Below are 19,113 nucleotides of genomic sequence, written 5' to 3' on the forward strand. Positions count from 1 at the left end.
TGATTGATTAGTATTAATTAAACAACCATGGGGTTTTACTTTTTTGTGAGGTTTCGTAGGCTTTAATGCTATTGGCATGCTGTAAAGTCAAGGCGATATCATCTAATCCATTGATCAGACAATACTTACGAAACTCATCAATATCAAAGGCATAGCGCTCACCATCTGGTGTTTCAACGCACTGCTCTTCAAGGTTAATGGTTAGCTCATAACCTTCGTTCGCTTCTACTTTCTCAAATAAAGAAGAAACAATATCTTCATTTAAAACAATAGGTAAGAAACCATTCTTAAAGCTATTATTGAAGAATATATCAGCAAAGCTTGGCGCAATTACGGCTCTGAAGCCCGCATCATCCAGTGCCCAGACCGCATGTTCACGTGATGAGCCACAGCCGAAGTTACGGCGTGCTAGTAATACTGAGCCGCCTTTATAACGAGGCTTGTTTAAAACGAAGTCTGGATTCGGTGTACGCTTGGTGTGGTCCATGCCCGGCTCGCCAGGTTCCAGATAACGCCAGTCATCAAACAGCGTCGGGCCAAAACCGCTACGCTTAATCGACTTCAGGTATTGCTTAGGAATGATGGCATCGGTATCCACATTTGAGCGGTCCAATGGCACGACTAAGCCGGTGTGTACTGTAAACTTTTCCATTATAAACTCCTTACATCCGTGAAGTGACCCATCACTGCAGCTGCTGCAGCCATCGCCGGACTTACCAAGTGCGTGCGTCCGCCCTGACCCTGACGACCTTCAAAGTTACGGTTTGAAGTGGAAGCACAACGCTCACCGGGCTCAAGGCGATCAGCATTCATCGCTAAACACATGGAGCAACCTGGCTCACGCCACTCAAATCCGGCATCACGGAAAATTTGATCCAATCCTTCTTCTTCAGCTTGCTTCTTAACCAAACCAGAACCTGCAACCACCATCGCTAGCGTCACATTGTCAGCCACTTTACGACCTTTGGCCACGTCTGCCGCTGCCCGTAAATCTTCAATACGTGAGTTGGTGCAAGAACCAATAAACACTTTATCAATCTTAATTTCATTGATCGGCTGACCTGCGCTCAAGCCCATGTAGTTCAACGCGGATTGGATACCGCTACTTTTAACGGCATCGCTCTCAGCGGCTGGGTCTGGCACATTAGCCGTCACTGGCAACACCATTTCTGGTGACGTTCCCCAAGTAACCTGAGGCATAATATCGCTGGCATTTAAGCGCACAACCACATCAAACTCTGCATCATCATCAGACTTTAAGTCGGACCACGCTTCAACTGCCGCATCCCACTGCTCGCCTTTTGGTGCATATGGGCGACCGTTGACATAATCAATAGTCGTTTGATCAACTGCGATCATGCCTGCACGCGCACCACCTTCAATAGCCATATTACAGACTGTCATACGGCCTTCCATGCTGAGGTCGCGAATTGCTTCACCAGCAAACTCAATTGCACAACCCGTACCACCTGCGGTACCGATCTCGCCAATAATAGCCAACACGATATCTTTAGCGGTAACGCCAGGGCCGACTTTGCCATCCACGCTAACCAGCATGTTTTTCATTTTCTTCTGGATCAGACACTGAGTTGCCATCACGTGCTCAACTTCAGAAGTCCCGATACCATGCGCCAATGCGCCAAAGGCACCGTGAGTCGAGGTATGTGAATCACCACAAACGACCGTCATGCCAGGCAATGTAGCGCCCTGCTCAGGCCCAATCACGTGAACGATACCCTGACGGATATCATCCATCATGAATTCGATTACTTTGAAATCAGCACAGTTTTGATTCAACGTTTCGATCTGAATTTTAGAAACGGGATCACTAATACCCGCCGTACCATTGCCACGATCCGCTTGGGTGGTTGGTACATTGTGATCAGGCACTGCCAAAATCGAATCTGCACGCCATAAAGGGCGATTCGCGATGCGCAAACCTTCAAAAGCCTGCGGCGATGTCACTTCATGCACCAAATGACGATCGATGTACAATAAAGCCGTACCATCTTCTTCCTGACGCACCACATGGGCATCCCAAAGTTTGTCGTATAACGTTTTTCCAGCCATTACTTCACTCCTTAGTAATTTCCCAACATCTTATGCTTGCATACCCGATAACTCAAATTCATAATCTTCATTTATTTAAGTCGCAGTAGGAATATGGATACCCGTAACTATCAAGCTTTTCTAGCCGTTGCCGAATTGGGTTCCTTCTCCAAAGCGGCAGAAACCTTATTCATTACGCAACCGGCTGTAAGTAAGCGCATTGCTACGCTTGAATCCTTATTGGGTAGTCCAGTATTTGATCGAGCGGGCCACAGCATCCTGTTAAATGAGGCTGGCCGCGCCCTGCTACCCATTGCGCAGCGCATTATACGCGATATTGAAGAATCGCGTCGGGTTTTGGCTAATCTGAATGGCAAAATCAGCGGGCAATTATCCTTAGTCACATCACACCACATTGGCCTGCGGCGGCTGCCTGAAACCTTGCGGCGTTTTGGCCAGCAATACGCTGGCGTAAAACTGGATCTGGCCTTTATGGACTCGGAAGAAGCTTGTCATCGAATTGAACAAGGCGAGTTTGAAATGGGGGTTGTCACCTTGCCATTAAGAGCCTCCGGACAGCTGAAACTCACCCCAATTTGGCAAGACCCGTTATGCATTGCCGTGGCACCCGATCATCCGTTATTGGAGTTAGACACGGTCACGCTGGCAGACCTTGCGACGCATCGAGCTATTCTTCCGGCACGTGGTACTTACACCCGATCCATTATCGAAGGCCAACTAGTGCAACAGCAAAGAGCTTTGGATGTGGTACTGGAAACTAACTACATGGAAACCATTCGAATGATGGTAGCGGTGGGTCTTGGCTGGAGCGCACTCCCTAAAACCATGCTAAGCAATGACTTACGAGAGATTCCTATTAATGAGTTGAAGATGGTGCGCACTTTGGGGCTAGTCCAGCACGCTCAGCGCAGTGTCTCAAATGCCAGCGCCGCCTTTATTAAGCTACTGCCAATCTAAGAAATTGTCACAATTTGACACAAATATGAGTGAAAGCCCGAGATATTCAGTACCGATTCATGGCAGCCATCTACCATAAGCCCTGCAACTCGCATTAATACTCCAAGGTAAACTCATGAACACAATCCATAAAAATAATCGGGCGTTCTTTTTAATCTGCATTTCACTCTTACTCGTGCTGGGTATTCTCAGCTCAGTGACTATGGCGGCAGAAGATCAAATCAAAGTATGGTCAAAAGCGGAAACGAAAGAGAAAGTAAAAGAAAACGGTAAAGACGTTGAAAAGAAAGTGCCGGCCGTTAAGGCGCTACCAGGCACTATCATTTATTACACGACGGAATTTAAAAACATCAGCCCAAAATCAGTTGATGGCATCAATATCATCAATCCAATTCCGAAGTTAACCAGCTACATCGACAAATCTGCCTATGGCGATAACACGGACATTACCTTCTCAGTCGACGGCGGCAAAAGCTGGAATACAGCCGATAAGCTCAAGGTCAAAGGTAAAGACGGCAAGATGACTACGGCTAAAAGTACTAGCTACACTCACATTCGCTGGAAGCATAAAGGACCACTAGCGTCCGGTAAAACAGGTAAGGCTTTGTTTCAGGTTAAGCTGCTAAAGCCCTGATTATTGTTTCTTAAACAATTCGGGGGCTTGGCTACGCATAAAGTCTAAACCTTGGCGACCAGGTTTTGCGGTTAGCGGTTTTGGTGGCTCTGGAACAGGGGGAATATACACTCCCGAAACTCTTCCGGAGCCGCTCTGCGCATCAGATTTAACCAGTCGCTTATACGGGAAATACACAGCACCATTAGCAATTGTATTGGTAGGATAAACAGACTTACCCGGTGCTAGTTTAGAGTAGATAGACAGAACATTACGTACGTAGTTTTGCGTTTCGCGATAAGGAGGTATGCCGTTATATTGATCAACCCGCCCTTCACCTGCGTTGTAGCCAGCTAATGCAAACTGCACATTGCCATTAAAACGCGCTAACAACCATTTCAGATAACGTGAGCCCGCCAGAATATTCTGCTTTGGGTTAAAGCTATCAGATACCCCGAAACGGTCCGCCGTATCCGGCATCAACTGCATTAGCCCTTCAGCCCCTGCTGGAGACACAGCACGTGCATTAAAGCAGGACTCGACAGCAATTACCGCCTGAATCAGTTCAGCGTCTACACCGTGTGTTTTAGCGGCTTGCGTTATGATAGCAGCATGAGCGGCCGATTTTTGTAGTAGCGTACCAGGTTGAGCGGTTAAACAGCTTGCGGCTAACACTGGTTGCGCCAGCACTAACCCACCGCACAGCAGGCTAAGCGCTAGTCTTCGCCTTATTATCGTCGGAATGTTCATAAAACTATTAGTTTGGCCCGATGTACTTGTCTTCTAAAAAGACTTAGTCCTAGGTTTCGGTCGGAAGTTCAGTCGCATCCCGAAACTCACCTAGCTCCTGCAGCACACTCGTGGCATAACTTCCTGGCGGTAATGAAAAGCTCAATTCCAGGCAATCATCACTTAACCATTGGTGCTCAAGCTCACCCACCATCACTCGTAGCGAGCGGCGCTCTTGCTTTAAACCATGCTTTTCAAGACCCGCACACAGCACCGGAAACACCTCAGTCATTGAGGACTCCAATGCGGCAACTTCGCCCTGAGAAACCAGCTCACCAGCACCCCACAATGGACCTGTTGGATGCAAATCAAGCTCAGTAACCCGTTGGATCAAGGTGTCATTTAACGGCTCATAGAAACAACTATTGGTTCCATCAAGCTTAAAGACATCACCATCAACTGCCGAACTCCACTGCCCCTGTGCCACACGTTGTGACAAGCAGTGGTTATAAATCAAGGATCTAGCCGCAGAAAGATACATTCCACGTTGCTTGCTAGCCTTTGGTTTACTGTGACCTTCAAACCACGAAGTCGCGCGGACAATGTTTTGCTGATCGTGACCAAAGCGCTGCACACCAAAATAGTTAGGTACACCATCTTTACGAATGGCTGCGAGACAGGATTCTAACTGAGTTTTATCACCTTCACAGTTACGGATTACTAACTTAAAGCGATTGCCTTTAAGAGTACCAATTCGCAATTTACGGTTATGGCGCACTTGCTCAATAATTTGAATGGATTCTGGTAATTGTGGCTGCCAATCCGGTGCTTCTTTGCCCGGCAACCAGACGCTATACCACTGCGTTGTAATCGCATGACGATCTTTTAATCCGGCATACGACACATCACGGCGCGCAATACCTGCGATATCAGCGAGCTGGCGGCCAGTCCATTCGGTATTCTGCCCGTCCTTACGAATTTTCACACAGACATGTTCACCTTCACCACTGGGTTCAAAATCAGGAATTTCATCAACCTGAAAGTCGGCGTGAGTAGTACGAATGTCGCCACGAAAATTGGCAGCGTTCGCTGTCCGTTGAAGATCCATCATTTAAGTCTTACCCTGCTCGCCTTTTTTCAAGGCAACGTTATTACGCAAATAAACCGGTTCAGCGTCTGCTGCATCGATGGTTTCACCACGCAGCCATGCGGCAGCCGCAAGCTTCGCAACATAGTAGGCACTTGGGAATACTTCACGGATAATCCCTTTAATCCAAGGTGGAGGATTCTGCAGGAAGGTCTCTTGATAAGCCTCCCAACCGCTACCAAACACAATGGCGGGCTTACCATATTCAGTTAAAACTTCAGGTGCAGAGACTTGCTCTTCACCAATCAGCACTAGCTCATCACCTTGCTTTGCGTATTCACCCCAATAAACCTCACCCATACGAGCATCTAAGGCTGCAATATAATTACCTTCAGCATCGGGTTGATTTTCCAGCACTAACTCAGCCATAGTGGCTAGGGTTGAAATTGGAATCAGTGGCTTGTTCAACGCCAAGCCTAAGCCCTGAGCAATGCCCACAGCAATTCGCAAGCCCGTAAAAGCACCGGGTCCACAGCCAAAAGCAATCGCATCGAGCTCTTCACGTGTGACGCCAGCGTCTTCCAGTACATCATCCAGCATCGGAAGAATCAGCTGTGTATGCTCGCGAGGTGCAAACTCAAAACGCGCTGTAATCTCGCCATCATTGTAGACAGCCGCAGAACAGGCTTCGGTGGCGGTTTCAATTGCCAGAATTTTCATTTACTGATACTCGTAAAGAATCGTTCAACCACTTCCCGCTTACTGGTGCGCGGTACACGTGGAATACTTTCAAGGAAGGTACGGCCATAAGATTTAGTTCGCAAGCGTGGGTCGCAAATCATTAATACCCCTTTATCTGCCTCATCACGGATCAGACGTCCAACACCCTGCTTCATGGCAATAATTGCCTGCGGGAGCTGATATTCATTAAAGGGATTACGACCCTGCTCGCGAATCGATTTAATCCGCGCTTCCAGCACCGGATCACCTGGGGATGCAAAGGGAAACTTATCGATAATGACGCAACTCAGCGCATCACCACGCACATCCACACCTTCCCAGAACGTGCTGGTGCCAAGTAATACGGCATTGCCCAGCTCTTTGAACTGTTTAATCATTTCAGCCTGAGAGGTATCACCTTGTACCAAAATCGGATAATCAATCTCTGACTTCAGCAGTTCGGCCGCCTGATTGAGCGCACGGTAACTGGTGAATAGCATAAAGGTTCGACCTTTAGCCGCTTTAATCACCGGAATCGCTTCTTCCACAACCCGAGGAGTGAAGTCAGCGTGTTGTGGCTCTGGCATATTAGGTGGCGCATACAGCAGCGCATTATTCCAATAATCAAAGGGACTATCCAATAGCAATGATTTGGGGTTTTCTAGCCCAATGCGTTGAGTGAAATGCTCAAAGGAATGACCAACGGCCAGAGTTGCTGAGGTTAAAACCCAAGCACAGGGATAGGCATCAAGCTGTTTACGGAACGGCTCTGCTATTTCCAATGGGGTTGAGATAAGCGAGAAAGAGCGAGTATAGGTCTCATACCACTGCACGGTTTCTGGCTTGGGCGACTGGAAGTTTTGCAGACGTTGGGATTGTACAAATAAACGCTCATAGCAGGATTGCAGGCCTTTACTTCGCTCGCTAGCGATTTGTAACTGACCTAGCAACAAGTCCATTACATCGCTAAGATTTTGCAGCTCGCGTTGAATTGGCTCGTTATCGCGGATTTTATACCATGGCTCACGCAGGCCAGGCTTATCCATTGCCAAGCGTAGGTCTAAGACGGTTTTATCCAGCTTAGCCAACTGCTCGCGCAAGTCACCCATATCAGAAGCAGACTCTAAACACTCCGCTAAAGTATCGCGACTCCAATCCTGTAACTGACGGCTACTTAAGGTATCGCTGAAAAAGGTTGATGCAATTTCCGGAAGCTGATGCGCCTCATCTAAAATCACCGCATTGGCACTTGGTAGTAACTCACCAAAGCCTTCTTCTTTCAGCGCCAGATCAGCAAAGAACAGATGATGGTTGACCACCACAATGTCAGCTTCTTGCGCATTACGCCGGGCAGTCACAACATGACATTCTTGGTAGTCGCCACACTCTGCGCCAAGGCAGTTATCCGTTGTGGAAGTCACACTCGGCCAGATTTCAGCATCGCGTGGTACAGTGATCAGCTCGGCAACGTCACCTGATTTGGTAGCAAATGCCCAATCATCAACACGACGCAAATGCGAGATGGATTTTTTATCTTTAAAACGCCCTTCCAGCTGTACTAAGCGCAAACGGTGCTTACACAAGTAGTTAGCGCGGCCCTTCAGCAAAGCAGTTTTCGCAGTCGACTTCAGAGCCTTTTTTACCAGTGGTAAATCCTTCAGAAACAGCTGATCCTGCAAGGTTTTACTACCGGTGGACACAATCACTTTGCCGCCGCTTAAAAACGCGGGCAGCAGGTACGCGAAGGTCTTACCGACACCGGTACCCGCTTCAATCACGACGGAGCTATTCGTTTCGATGGCTTCAGAAACCGCTTCCAGCATCTCTTGCTGTTGAGGTCGCACCTGAAAGCCGGAAATGACCTGCGCTATTGGTCCATCATCGGCCAATAAGGTTTTCCAATCTGTTTTCGCCATTAGAGATTCATTTTCTTATAATCAAGCACTTCTTTGAACACGCGAGTGTTATCTGTTTTGGTCGCTGCGCGATTCATTAAATCCAGACTCTTTTCGGTCAGATCACGATTGCCAGAGGCTAAAGGCAGCGCCTTACGCGCAAGGCTGATTGCCTGATCATAAATACCTTTATCATAGTTTAGCGAGGCCAGCTGATACCAAAGCTCAGGGCTTTGCGGCTCAATGCGTAGCGCACGCTCTACTTTGTTAATCGCCGCATCTTGACGGCCCACAGCCGCTTCCGCCTTAGCTGATAACAGCAGTGCGTTAGCCGCCGCAGATAATGGCTTAGTCGCTCGCGCTGGTGCTGGTTCAGCAGTTGACTTATTAGGACGCGTCGCAGTTAACACTTCGCGATCAGGTACGCTAGCAAAAGGGTCAATATCCAGCTCACTTTTACGGCGCTCTGCCGCTAAATCCGCCGCAGTCACTACCGGAGCAGGCTCAGGCTCTACTGCAACCAATGGCTCAGGCTTTAGTGTTTCCACGACCACCGGCGCATCCGGCTCAATCGTAGAGGTGTAGGCATCTTGATAGTCTTTTTCCGGCGCGTAAGTATCATCGTACTGCGGCTCAGAATAACTTTGAGGCTTGTACTCCTCAAACGCTGGCGTTTCATACTGACTACGAGCAGGTGCAGGCGGCTGCACTCTCGGCTGAGGCGGCTCAGAGATTGGAATCGGTGGCAGCTGATTAACCGGACGAGAGTCCCGTATATCCTGATTAGAACAAGCCGCACTCCCCAGCGCAATAACTGCTAATAACGCATATCTTAAATCGGTGTTTCTGAACATTATATTTCCAAAAAAATCTGTTTAATCGAGTGTATTATTATTGTTTAACTACTCTTCCACGGCTGCTGGTGCATCTACAACACAAACCCGATACTTGGTTGGCTGAGTGCCACGCAAAAACGGTAAGGTCTGGCTTTTTCCGCAGCTTGGGTTGTAAAGTAACCCCGTCTCCGCATCAACCTTCACAAAGCGTACATTACCCGGACGCACTGGTTTCAGGGGCCTTGTTGGCAGCACTTTAAACAGATCCCCCCAGACTTTAATCGCGCCAGTTCCACCCGTTAAGCCGGTTTCTTTATTATCATCCCGACCAACCCAAACAGAAGCAACATGCTGACCGGTAAATCCGGCATACCAGCTATCTCGCTTGTTATTGGTGGTTCCGGTTTTACCCGCTGAGTTTTTCCAGGCTGGCAATACTCTGGATAGGTAACTTGCCGTTCCACGCTTGGTGACTTGATTCATTGCATAGGTCAGCAGATAGTTTGCTTCTGGCGTAGTCACTTGCTGAATATTCAGCGGGTAACGACGCAAGGTACGGCCGAATGAATCCATCACACTGCGAATAGATTTTAATGGCGTGTAGCTACCACCCGAGGCAATCGTTTGATACATCTGCTGCACTTCTAGCGGTGATAATTCTAATGCACCAAGCAGCACTGAAGGATATGGCGGAATATCAGCAACAACCCCCATCGCATGTAGCTTTTCAACGATCTTAGGCATCCCCAAAGTCACACCGATTCGCACGGTTGGCGTATTGCGGGACTTAACTAACGCTTCTTCAAGCGTCACTAAGCCACGATCACGATTATCGTAGTTTCCAGGCTCCCACACTTCACCATTAGATAGACGCACTTTAACCGGCCCATCACTAATCAGGCTCGACAACGTATATTGATCAGGGTTTTCCAAAGCCGCCAGATAGACACCCGGCTTAACCAAAGAACCAATTTGTCGCTTAGCATCAATCGCACGATTATAGCCAGCATAGCGCACATCACGTCCGCCAACCATCGCCAGTACTTCGCCATCCTGCACGCTACTCACAACGATTGCGCCGTTTAACTTACCAGCGGGAATGCGTTCTTGTTTCTCAAGCTGCTCAACTCGCTTGCTTAACACCTTCTCAGAAGTCAGCTGTACAATCGGGTCCATCGCAGTGAAAATCAGCAAGCCTTCGCTGCGCAGATCTTCTTCCTGATAGTCACGCTGCAACTGGGATTTCACCAGCTCTAAATAAGCGGGGAATGGGCTAACACTCGGTGGGGCATTGGCTGTGATATGCAATGGGCGAGTCTTATACAACTCAGCATCTGCATCGCTAATCACGCCCTCACGAGCCATGACATCCAGAACCAGATTACGACGTTCGATAGCACGGTCAGGGAAGCGACGCGGGTCATAATACGAAGCACCCTTCGCCATACCAATCAACAAAGCCACCTGATCCGTTTCCAGCTCACGAATCGGTCGGCTAAAGTAAAACTGTGAGGCCAAACCAAAACCATGAATCGCACGCTTTTTATTCTGCCCAAGATAAATCTCGTTCAGATAGGTCTCTAAAATTTTGTCTTTGGAATAGTGTAATTCCAATAGCAACGCCATGGTTGCCTCATTCACTTTACGCTTGAGACTACGTTCATTGGTCAGGTAAAAGTTCTTAACCAACTGCTGGGTAAGTGTACTACCACCTTGCACCGTTTGACCGGCTTTAGCATTCGCCAGCATCGCCCGTAAAATCGACTTGGGATTAACCCCAACATGGTCGTAATAGTTTTTATCCTCAACCGCAATCAGGCCCTTAATCAACATGGGAGACACTTCATCCAACTGGACCAAAACCCGATCTTCATTATGACTTGGGTAAAAATTACCAATCAGTAGCGGTTCAAGGCGCATCAGACTAAGCGGGCCAGTGTCATCAACATGGCGCAAGGAGGTTACTTGTCCTTTGCTGATTTTTAACTCAAGGCTGCGTTTAGGTTCGGTATCTTCCGCGAACTGGAATCCACGCGAATGAATGACAAATGTATTGCCATTACGCTTAAATGAGCCGGTGCTATTACTGTCAGTTCCCTGTGTGTAATTAAGCAGCTGTAATTCTTTTTCCAGGTTCTCTGCAAGCAAAGTTTGCCCTTCATACAACTCTAACGGTCGTGCAAAGACGCGTGCAGGGAGTGCCCAGAGCTTGCCGGCAAATTGTGTTTTAACCTGGTCATCCAGCTTAAGCACGTAGGCGGCAGCCACTACAGCTCCGATGACAATCGAAACTAAGAGCGTAATTCTGAAGATACGCCAGATAATTTTGATAAAAGACCAGAGAAAACTCACAATTCAGCCCCTTTAGGTTGCTTTGTAGTTAAATATTCGCAGGGATATGACAAAGTAATTTCCGTGTGCCTGTGTTTTTTATTGATACCCGACAGCAAACACTGCCCAGCTAGTGAAGAATACCGCAGATTCTATATGAATTTGTGAAAAAATAGTATCTACCAAAATACCTCCAGTCAGCTATTCAGCATGGACTAAGGAATTTAGAGTAAGCTTTTCCAAAAACACTCCCAATCACATCGCTTAATAAATAAGAAGAACATGAGCCATGCTGAAAAAAACGACTTGTCTATTGCTCCCTCTCGCCCTTGCCTGTGCAACAACTGCGCAAGCTCAATACACGCAAATGATTGTTGATGACCGCAATCAATTAATGCCAATTTTCTTTGATGATCCAGCCATGCAGCAGCAGGTATTGGCTCCGACTCCGGTCAGCATTCCCTCAAATATGGGTGGCCAGCAACGCTATCCGGGTTCATCGCCATCGATAGTTCGCGCGCCACCGCCACAACCAAGCATACGGCCCGTTTCATTTAATCGCCCCGTTGCTCCACCGGTGCGCACCGCTTCACGACCCGCTCAAAGAAAACCAAGCAATCCACTGACCGGCCCCTATTTTATTAGCAGTGAACGCCATCGCATTATGGATGCCGCGTATGCAGCACTTGGAATCCCTTATAAGTATGGCGGCAACAATCCTGCACGGGGACTGGACTGCAGCAGCTTGATGCAATTTATTTACAAGCGCGCACTAAACACCAAACTGCCCCGCACCGCCGCTCAACAACGCGATAATAGTAAAACACTGGCTTTCCAAAACTTGCAGCCAGGCGACATGCTATTTTTCAAAATTAACCCACGCACCAACCATGTTGGGGTGTATATCGGTAATGGGAAATTTATCCACGCATCATCTGGTAGTCGCAAGGCGGTGATTGCCTCCATGAACTTGCCTTACTGGAAAAAGCGCTTTGTTAAATTCGGGAGTTATTTAGAGAGCTAAAGCAAAACCGCGTGTTTAATACTTGAATAGTCCCGCAATTCCCCTATTATGAATATGCTATAACTTAATAATTCAAATTCAGGAGTGGAAACATGGGATTGTTTGATTTTGCCCGCAATATCGGTAAGAAAATTTTCGGCAGTGATGACGATGACGCCTCAGAAAAACTACAGGCACATATCGAAGAGGACAACCCTGGAGTCGATGACCTTAAAGTAGTGGTAAAAGACGGTGTCGCAACCATTAAGGGGACCGCAAAAACCGCCTCGGCCTATGAAAAAGCAATACTAATGGCGGGGAATGCATTAGGCGTTGAAGAAGTACGCGCTGATGAATTCGTTGCCCCGGCTCAAACGGTAGAAGTGACGTATTACGAAATCATCAAAGGCGATAGCCTTTGGAAAATTGCTGAGAAATTCTACGGAAACGGCAGCAAGTACACTGGCATTTTTGAAGAGAACCGCGAAGTCATTAAAGACCCTGACTTGATCTTCCCTGGCCAGAAAATCCGTATCCCAATGGATCACAAGTAATTGATTCTCAGAATAATCTGATATCAATCGCTACAAAAAAGCCACCTGAAAAGGTGGCTTTTTTTATACCCTGTTTTCCTTAAGCAATCACTTTTCAGGACGCATATGCGGGAACAGAATAACATCACGGATTGATGGCGCATCGGTAAACAACATCACCAAGCGGTCAATACCAATACCTTCACCCGCAGTGGGTGGCATACCAAACTCTAAGGCACGCACGAAGTCATCATCGTAATGCATGGCTTCATCATCACCGGCATCTTTCTCAGCAACCTGCTGCTGGAAGCGCTCAGCCTGATCTTCCGCATCATTTAACTCAGAGAAACCGTTACCAATCTCGCGTCCACCAATGAACAGCTCAAAGCGGTCAGTCACAAACGGGTTCTCATCATTGCGACGTGCCAGCGGCGATACTTCAGCTGGGTATTCAGTGATAAAGGTCGGATCTTTTAAGTGATGCTCAACCGTCTCATCGAACAGTTCAGTGATAATCTTGCCCAAGCCCCACTGCTCTTTAACCGAGATATTCAACTTCTCAGCGGCAATGCGCGCACGGTATTCAGTCTCTAAATCACCTTCTGTCAGCTCTGAATTATATTTCAGAACGGCATCTTTCATTGGTAAGCGTAAAAACGGCTTTCCAAAATCAAACTCGCTTCCCTGATAAGTGACTTGCGTATTGCCATACACATCAGTCGCCAGACCACGGAATAACTCTTCAGTCATATCCATCAGATCGTGATAGGTCGCATACGCCTGATAGAACTCAATCATGGTGAATTCAGGATTATGGCGAACCGACAGACCTTCGTTACGGAAGTTACGATTGATTTCGAACACACGCTCAAAACCGCCCACAATCAAACGCTTCAGGTACAGCTCCGGCGCAATTCGCAGGAACATATCAATGTCCAGCGCATTGTGATGCGTCACAAACGGACGCGCGGATGCACCACCTGGAATCACCTGCAACATCGGCGTTTCCACTTCCATGAAATCACGCTGCACGAAAAAGTTACGGATATAGCTCACGATCTTGGAACGCATGTTAAACGTATCACGTGTGTCCTGACTCATGATCAGGTCCAGATAACGCTGGCGATAGCGCTGCTCGTGATCCGTCAAGCCGTGGAATTTTTCTGGTAATGGACGCAGAGACTTAGTCAGCAGCTTCAAGCTATCCAATTTAACCGACAGCTCGCCTTTATTGGTTTTGAACATGACGCCCGTCGCGCCAACAATGTCACCAATATCCCAAGTCTTGAATGAATCGTATAAGGCTTCGCCCATCGCAGCTTGTTGCACGTATAGCTGCAAACGGCCTGAACGATCACTGATTGTGATGAAGCTCGCTTTACCCATTACACGTTTCAGCATAATACGGCCAGCCACACTCACCTTCGCTGGGTTTTCTTCCAGCTCAGCCTTCTCTTTATCGCCGTACAATGCTTGCAAATCTGCGGCATGTTGCTCAGGTTTAAAGTCATTCGGGAAGGCATTGCCTTGCTCACGCAGACCCGCTAATTTTTCGCGGCGTAGGGTAATTAACTGATTTTCGTCCTGCTCTTGCAGAATATCCTGTTCACTCATGAGTGTTCTCTCTTACAAGCCGCTCTTCAGGCTAGCCTCAATAAATTGATCCAATGAACCGTCCAATACTGACTGCGTACTACCAGTCTCAACACCGGTCCGGTGGTCTTTAATGCGTGATGCGTCCAATACATAAGAACGGATTTGGCTGCCCCAACCGATGTCTGACTTATTGTCTTCCATCGCCTGACTTTCAGCGTTCCGCTTTTGTACTTCCTGCTCGTATAATTTTGCGCGCAACTGCTTCATTGCCGTGGCTTTGTTCTGATGCTGCGACCGGCCATTCTGACATTGCACCACGGTATTGGTGGGCACGTGCGTAATACGCACAGCAGATTCCGTTTTGTTTACGTGCTGACCACCTGCCCCTGATGCGCGGTATACGTCAATTCGTAAATCAGATGGGTCGATATCGATTTCAATATCATCATCGATTTCAGGCGATACAAACACCGAACAGAATGAAGTATGACGACGTCCGCCCGAGTCAAACGGTGATTTTCTTACCAGTCGATGCACACCGATCTCGGTCCGTAACCAACCAAAGGCATACTCACCATCGAACTTAATGGTCGCTGATTTAATACCCGCCACATCACCAGGCGATGCTTCCATTAGCTCAACTTTAAAGCCTTTGGCCTCACCCCAACGTAAATACATCCGCAGCACCATCTCGCCCCAGTCCTGCGCTTCGGTTCCACCGGAGCCGGATTGGATATCCAGGAAGGCACTACACGCATCCATCTCACCGGAGAACATGCGTTTGAATTCAAGCGCTTTCAGCTCTTTTTCATATTCGCCAAGCTCAGCAATGACGTCGGCAACGGCGGCCTCATCATCATCCGCTTCGGACATTTCCAACAGCTCGAAGGTATCGTTTAAACCTTCAAATAAACGATCGATAGTGACGACGACACCTTCTAACAGTGTGCGGTCTTTACCCAATTGCAGGGCGCGTTCACGATCATTCCAGACGGCGGGGTCTTCTAATTCTCTGACTACTTCTTCAAGCTGTTCTTGCTTTTCAGCATAGTCAAAGATACCCCCTAAGCGCTTCTAAACGCGTCTGCAGATCCTTAATTTTCGAGTAAGTGAGGTTTAATTCCATAATTCTTGCTTGGCTGCTTCATTCGGAACGGTATGATACATGAACGAATCGTGACTAAGATAGGCTTTTGAAAAAATCCAATCGAAATTTTGCCCAATAATCCGGTATTATACGCGCTTTGATTTATCAGGAGATTCAGTCATGCCCTCATTTGATGTGGTGTCCGAAGTTGATCTTCACGAAGTGCGCAATGCGACAGACCAAGCCAATAAAGAAGTCACCACACGGTTTGACTTCAAAGGCAGCAACGCAAGCTTTGAGTTGAAAGATGAGATTATTACCCTAAAAGCAGAGAATACTTTCCAGCTAAAACAGATGATGGATATTCTGCGAGCGAAATTTGCCAAGCGCAGCATTGATTCAGGCGCCTTGGACCCGCAAGACCCCAAAGAAACCGGTATTAACAATGCGAGCCAGCAGGTGTTATTGCGTCAGGGACTGGATTCTGACAACGGTAAGAAAGTGGTCAAAGCACTGAAAGCATCTAAAATTAAGGTGCAATCTCAAATTCAGGGCGAGCAAGTTCGGGTAACCGGCAAGAGCCGCGATGATTTGCAAGGCGCCATTGCGCTGCTGCGCGAACAGGAATTGGGGCTGCCATTGCAATTCACCAACTTCCGCGACTAATCCCCAGAAAAGCGATCAATAAAAAAGGCCGGTATCATACCGGCCTTTTGCGTTCTATCTTACGTGTTACTGGTTAACGACTTTCGGTAAGGACTCAGCATGACGAATCCACGCGGCGACTGTCGTAATCCCCGGAATATTCGACACTTTCTCAACGCGCTGGTTAACAGCCTTGATCGACTGAATCAGTTTTTCAGGATTGGCTTCAGACAGCGCCTCAGTGGAATACACACCACTTAACTCCAGCACTTCGGCCATTGGCCCATCAATGCCTTTCACCCGTAGCAAATCAGCAATCGCTACCCATGAAGAGATCACCCATGACTCACGACCCAGTGCTTTAGAAATCAACGCCACACCATCACGGTCTTTGCATTTATTCAACAAGTTCAGCGTGGTTGTCACACCCATATCATGCAGTTGGCGACGATTGTCACTACCAATAGAACGGATGATTTCAATACGATAGTTTTCATCATTGGGGGATGCCATCGCAGTTGCCGTCACGACTTCAGCCGTCGTATCTTCAACCTTCTCTTTAACTTTCTCATAGCCTTCGCGCGCCATTGAGCTGAGCTTAGTCCAGTTAGAAGCCCGCGAACTGCCGGTTGCCGCATGAGTGGCTGGTCTGCCAGAGATAATACCGGAGGCGAGTCCGGAGTAATCCCGAGGTGCTCGTGGGGTACTATCGGCCTGATCTTCCAGCTTGCTCACTTGCAGCTGACTGGCTCGTAGCTCTGTTTCAACTTGATTCAGTCGCTTGTGGCTTTCGGTTAATGCTTTCTGAGTTTGCTCCAGCTGACCTTTAACATGCTCTAATTGCCCTTTGCCATCAGCAACGGCTTTCGTTTGCAGCTTTAGGGTATCGTCACGCTCACTTAACTGAGCTTGCAACTTAGTAAATTGCTCACCCTGCTCATCAACACGGCCATTCAATGCCTGAATCGCGTCACTGCTTTCTTTCTGCTTAGTCGCCAGCTCAGCATTCGCGGCTTCCAGGGCTTTCTTCTTTTGAGTTAGCTCCTCGGAAACTTCACTCAATTTATTTTCAGCACAAGTCAGCTGCTCTTCGCACTCCTGAGCCTGACGCTTGTACTCATCCAAAGATTCGCTATCAGTTTGATGTGAACCTCTTTCTTTTTCTAAGTCAGCCAGCAGCTTTGTTTTTGTCTCGCTCAGCACCGTAAGATTGGTTGCAAGCTTCTGATGCAGCACGTCGATTTTCTCATCGCGCTGCTTAACCGCCGCTTCTGACTCATGCAGTCGCGTAATATAGTCATTTAATTGAGTGGATGAGCCATCAACCGTCGCGCCGTCCAACTTCTCATTAGCGATTGCCAGCGACTGCTGAGTCTCGGCCAGTTGCTTTGCCGTGTTATCCAGCTGAGCCTTTAACTCACTCATTTCAGCTTCGGAATGGCTTAGCTTTTGACGATACTCTGTTGTTACCAGATCATTGTCTGCATCGCCATTGTTGCGCTCGCTTAAACGGCTAGATAACACATCACGCTCTTCAGATAAGCGTAAGAACATTTCACCCTGACGCACGCCTGCTGCATTCAGCGCATCAATTTTGTCGCGATACTCGTCGCGCTCCAGCTCTAAATTCTCCAGCCGCTGCGACCACTCCTGATTCATTTTATCCATTTTGCGCTGTGAACCACCCCGCAAAAACCAGCCTGCCAGCACACCAATGACGGCGGCTAATAATAGAAATGCCCAGATTTGAATAATTAGATACGCCATTTTATTGTGTTCCTTTTACGATCAATTCGATGCGACGGTTCTTAGCCCGCCCTGCTTCTGTTTTATTGTTGGCAATTGGTTTGCTTTCCCCAAAACCTTGCGCTTCTAAACGTGCTGACTGCACACCCAGATTGACCAAATAAGCCATTACCGATTCGGCACGTGCCTGACTTAAGGCCTTATTGGCTTTTGCATCGCCATAAGAGTCGGTGTAACCATTAATGTAGATACGATGTGCCGGGCAGCGACTTGCTGGCTCTACCACGCCTGCCAAAATGGATTTTGCCGCATCAGGCAGTGTCACTGAGCCACTTTCAAATTGAATACTGCCCTGCTTCACGGCTTCATTTAGCAAGCCTTGGCAGAACTTCTCAACGTATTTATTAGAGCCAACAATGGGCGCCTGAGCGACCGGAGCCACCACAGCAACGGCGTCTGTTTTTAACACCATTTCAGTGGCATAGGTGCCTGCCAAGCGTTGCGCATAAGCCTCGGCTGCATCGCTGGCATCCTGAGAGCTGGCAATACCTTTCACCAACGCTTTATCATCGATAATACTGACGCTACCTTGCCTTAAATACTGCAAAGCGCTAATGCTGTCTTTTACGTTTTCCTGCCAGTCTTCAGGGGCTGCTAAGGCGCTCTCCTGTAATGACCAAGTAGTTTGATTAGGATCGGCACCAATTGACTGCAAGTGAGCCTCAATCGCTTGCTGAAATTCCATACCAGAAGACACGCCGTTAATGGTGTACAGACCCGCCTCATCGCGCTGAATTTGCATGCGATAAGGGATATCACTGGACAGCTGATCCGCCTCAGTAACTAATGGTATTTCCATTGGGGTATCAACCGGCGTGACGCCAGTGGTTCCGTCGTTGGTAATCACGGTAACGGCGACATCTGTTTTTAATACTTCGACTGCGGCGCTTGGCTGTTCCGTCAGGACCTGATCAATTACCTGATTCACACCCCGAACCTTCACTAAGGTCAAGGCCTGTCGCTGTTGCCGTGAGCTTTCGGCCACACCACTCACGATCACATCCCGACCATCAGCCGTTGCCTTTGCCCAACCCATATTATTGGCAATCAATTCCCGCTGAGCGCGTTGCTGAATATCCGCCTCAATCGCCGGCCCCTTAACCTGATAAACCGCAAACCAGCCGAGCACCAGTAACGCCAATATTGCGACTAGCGCAATCAGTAGTTTTTTCATCACTATTGTAAGTCCTTTTTACCCGCCCAAA

The 19,113-nt window shown here is 48.0% G+C and carries 17 protein-coding genes; 5 read left to right on the forward strand and 12 right to left on the reverse strand.

Features of this window, described 5'->3' with window-relative positions:
* Positions 1–13 precede the first annotated feature (13 nt).
* Both leuD and leuC read right to left on the reverse strand, forming a co-directional pair.
* A complete protein-coding gene (gene leuD, locus LEUMU_RS0110020) occupies positions 14–652 on the reverse strand; it encodes a 3-isopropylmalate dehydratase small subunit (RefSeq protein ID WP_022952154.1) in 639 nt (212 codons plus the stop codon).
* On the reverse strand, positions 652–2,070 hold the full coding sequence (gene leuC, locus LEUMU_RS0110025; protein WP_022952155.1) for a 3-isopropylmalate dehydratase large subunit: 1,419 nt from the start codon (positions 2,068–2,070) through the stop codon (positions 652–654). Before leuC ends, leuD begins: the two co-directional genes overlap by 1 nt.
* A gap of 93 nt (positions 2,071–2,163) precedes the next feature.
* Between leuC and LEUMU_RS0110030 the strand changes: the two genes are divergently transcribed.
* Both LEUMU_RS0110030 and LEUMU_RS0110035 read left to right on the forward strand, forming a co-directional pair.
* Positions 2,164–3,027: a LysR family transcriptional regulator gene (locus LEUMU_RS0110030; protein WP_022952156.1), complete on the forward strand. Its 864-nt coding sequence runs from the start codon at positions 2,164–2,166 to the stop codon at positions 3,025–3,027.
* Positions 3,028–3,142: 115 nt separating this feature from the next.
* Positions 3,143–3,661 (forward strand): hypothetical protein, encoded by a 519-nt coding sequence (locus LEUMU_RS0110035; RefSeq protein WP_022952157.1) that lies wholly within the window; start codon positions 3,143–3,145, stop codon positions 3,659–3,661.
* Here the strand turns inward: LEUMU_RS0110035 and LEUMU_RS27950 are convergent, their stop codons facing one another.
* The 6 genes from LEUMU_RS27950 to mrcB form a co-directional block, all read right to left on the reverse strand.
* Positions 3,662–4,330 carry a lytic transglycosylase domain-containing protein gene (locus tag LEUMU_RS27950; protein ID WP_022952158.1) on the reverse strand — a complete coding sequence of 223 codons (669 nt, stop codon included), beginning with the start codon at positions 4,328–4,330 and terminating at the stop codon, positions 3,662–3,664.
* Between the two features lie 109 nt (positions 4,331–4,439).
* Positions 4,440–5,480, reverse strand: coding sequence for a tRNA pseudouridine(13) synthase TruD (truD, locus tag LEUMU_RS0110045; protein WP_022952159.1), 1,041 nt, complete (start codon positions 5,478–5,480; stop codon positions 4,440–4,442).
* Positions 5,481–6,176, reverse strand: coding sequence for a tRNA (adenosine(37)-N6)-threonylcarbamoyltransferase complex dimerization subunit type 1 TsaB (gene tsaB, locus LEUMU_RS0110050; RefSeq protein WP_022952160.1), 696 nt, complete (start codon positions 6,174–6,176; stop codon positions 5,481–5,483).
* Entirely contained in the window at positions 6,173–8,092 is a 1,920-nt protein-coding gene (gene yoaA / locus LEUMU_RS0110055) for a DNA repair helicase YoaA (RefSeq protein ID WP_022952161.1), read from the reverse strand. Before yoaA ends, tsaB begins: the two co-directional genes overlap by 4 nt.
* On the reverse strand, positions 8,092–8,925 hold the full coding sequence (locus LEUMU_RS27955) for a tetratricopeptide repeat protein (RefSeq protein WP_022952162.1): 834 nt from the start codon (positions 8,923–8,925) through the stop codon (positions 8,092–8,094). Before LEUMU_RS27955 ends, yoaA begins: the two co-directional genes overlap by 1 nt.
* A gap of 48 nt (positions 8,926–8,973) precedes the next feature.
* On the reverse strand, positions 8,974–11,259 hold the full coding sequence (gene mrcB / locus LEUMU_RS25565) for a penicillin-binding protein 1B (RefSeq protein ID WP_022952163.1): 2,286 nt from the start codon (positions 11,257–11,259) through the stop codon (positions 8,974–8,976).
* Positions 11,260–11,527: 268 nt separating this feature from the next.
* On the opposite strand from mrcB, the gene LEUMU_RS27960 reads away from it, so the two are divergent.
* Both LEUMU_RS27960 and lysM read left to right on the forward strand, forming a co-directional pair.
* On the forward strand, positions 11,528–12,262 hold the full coding sequence (locus LEUMU_RS27960; RefSeq protein WP_051156006.1) for a C40 family peptidase: 735 nt from the start codon (positions 11,528–11,530) through the stop codon (positions 12,260–12,262).
* Positions 12,263–12,354: 92 nt separating this feature from the next.
* Positions 12,355–12,795 (forward strand): peptidoglycan-binding protein LysM, encoded by a 441-nt coding sequence (gene lysM / locus LEUMU_RS0110075; protein WP_022952164.1) that lies wholly within the window; start codon positions 12,355–12,357, stop codon positions 12,793–12,795.
* A gap of 87 nt (positions 12,796–12,882) precedes the next feature.
* Here the strand turns inward: lysM and lysS are convergent, their stop codons facing one another.
* Positions 12,883–14,388, reverse strand: a complete 1,506-nt coding sequence (gene lysS, locus LEUMU_RS0110080; RefSeq protein ID WP_022952165.1) for a lysine--tRNA ligase — start codon at positions 14,386–14,388, stop codon at positions 12,883–12,885.
* A gap of 12 nt (positions 14,389–14,400) precedes the next feature.
* Positions 14,401–15,496, reverse strand: a protein-coding gene (gene prfB, locus LEUMU_RS0110085; protein WP_157474305.1) for a peptide chain release factor 2 whose coding sequence is annotated in 2 segments (ribosomal slippage) — positions 14,401–15,423 and positions 15,425–15,496 — 1,095 coding nt in all. Because the reading frame shifts where the segments join, the coding sequence is not laid out codon by codon here.
* Positions 15,497–15,637: 141 nt separating this feature from the next.
* Between prfB and LEUMU_RS0110090 the strand changes: the two genes are divergently transcribed.
* The gene (locus tag LEUMU_RS0110090) at positions 15,638–16,123 is read left to right on the forward strand and encodes a YajQ family cyclic di-GMP-binding protein (protein WP_022952167.1); all 486 of its coding nucleotides are present in this window, start codon (positions 15,638–15,640) and stop codon (positions 16,121–16,123) included.
* 66 nt (positions 16,124–16,189) lie between these two features.
* Here LEUMU_RS0110090 and LEUMU_RS0110095 read toward each other — a convergent pair whose 3' ends face one another.
* Positions 16,190–17,869, reverse strand: coding sequence for a DUF4332 domain-containing protein (locus LEUMU_RS0110095; RefSeq protein ID WP_022952168.1), 1,680 nt, complete (start codon positions 17,867–17,869; stop codon positions 16,190–16,192).
* Position 17,870: 1 nt separating this feature from the next.
* Positions 17,871–19,082 carry an OmpA family protein gene (locus LEUMU_RS0110100; protein ID WP_022952169.1) on the reverse strand — a complete coding sequence of 404 codons (1,212 nt, stop codon included), beginning with the start codon at positions 19,080–19,082 and terminating at the stop codon, positions 17,871–17,873.
* Positions 19,083–19,113: the final 31 nt, after the last annotated feature.

This window comes from Leucothrix mucor DSM 2157, from assembly GCF_000419525.1.
GTDB lineage: Bacteria > Pseudomonadota > Gammaproteobacteria > Thiotrichales > Thiotrichaceae > Leucothrix > Leucothrix mucor.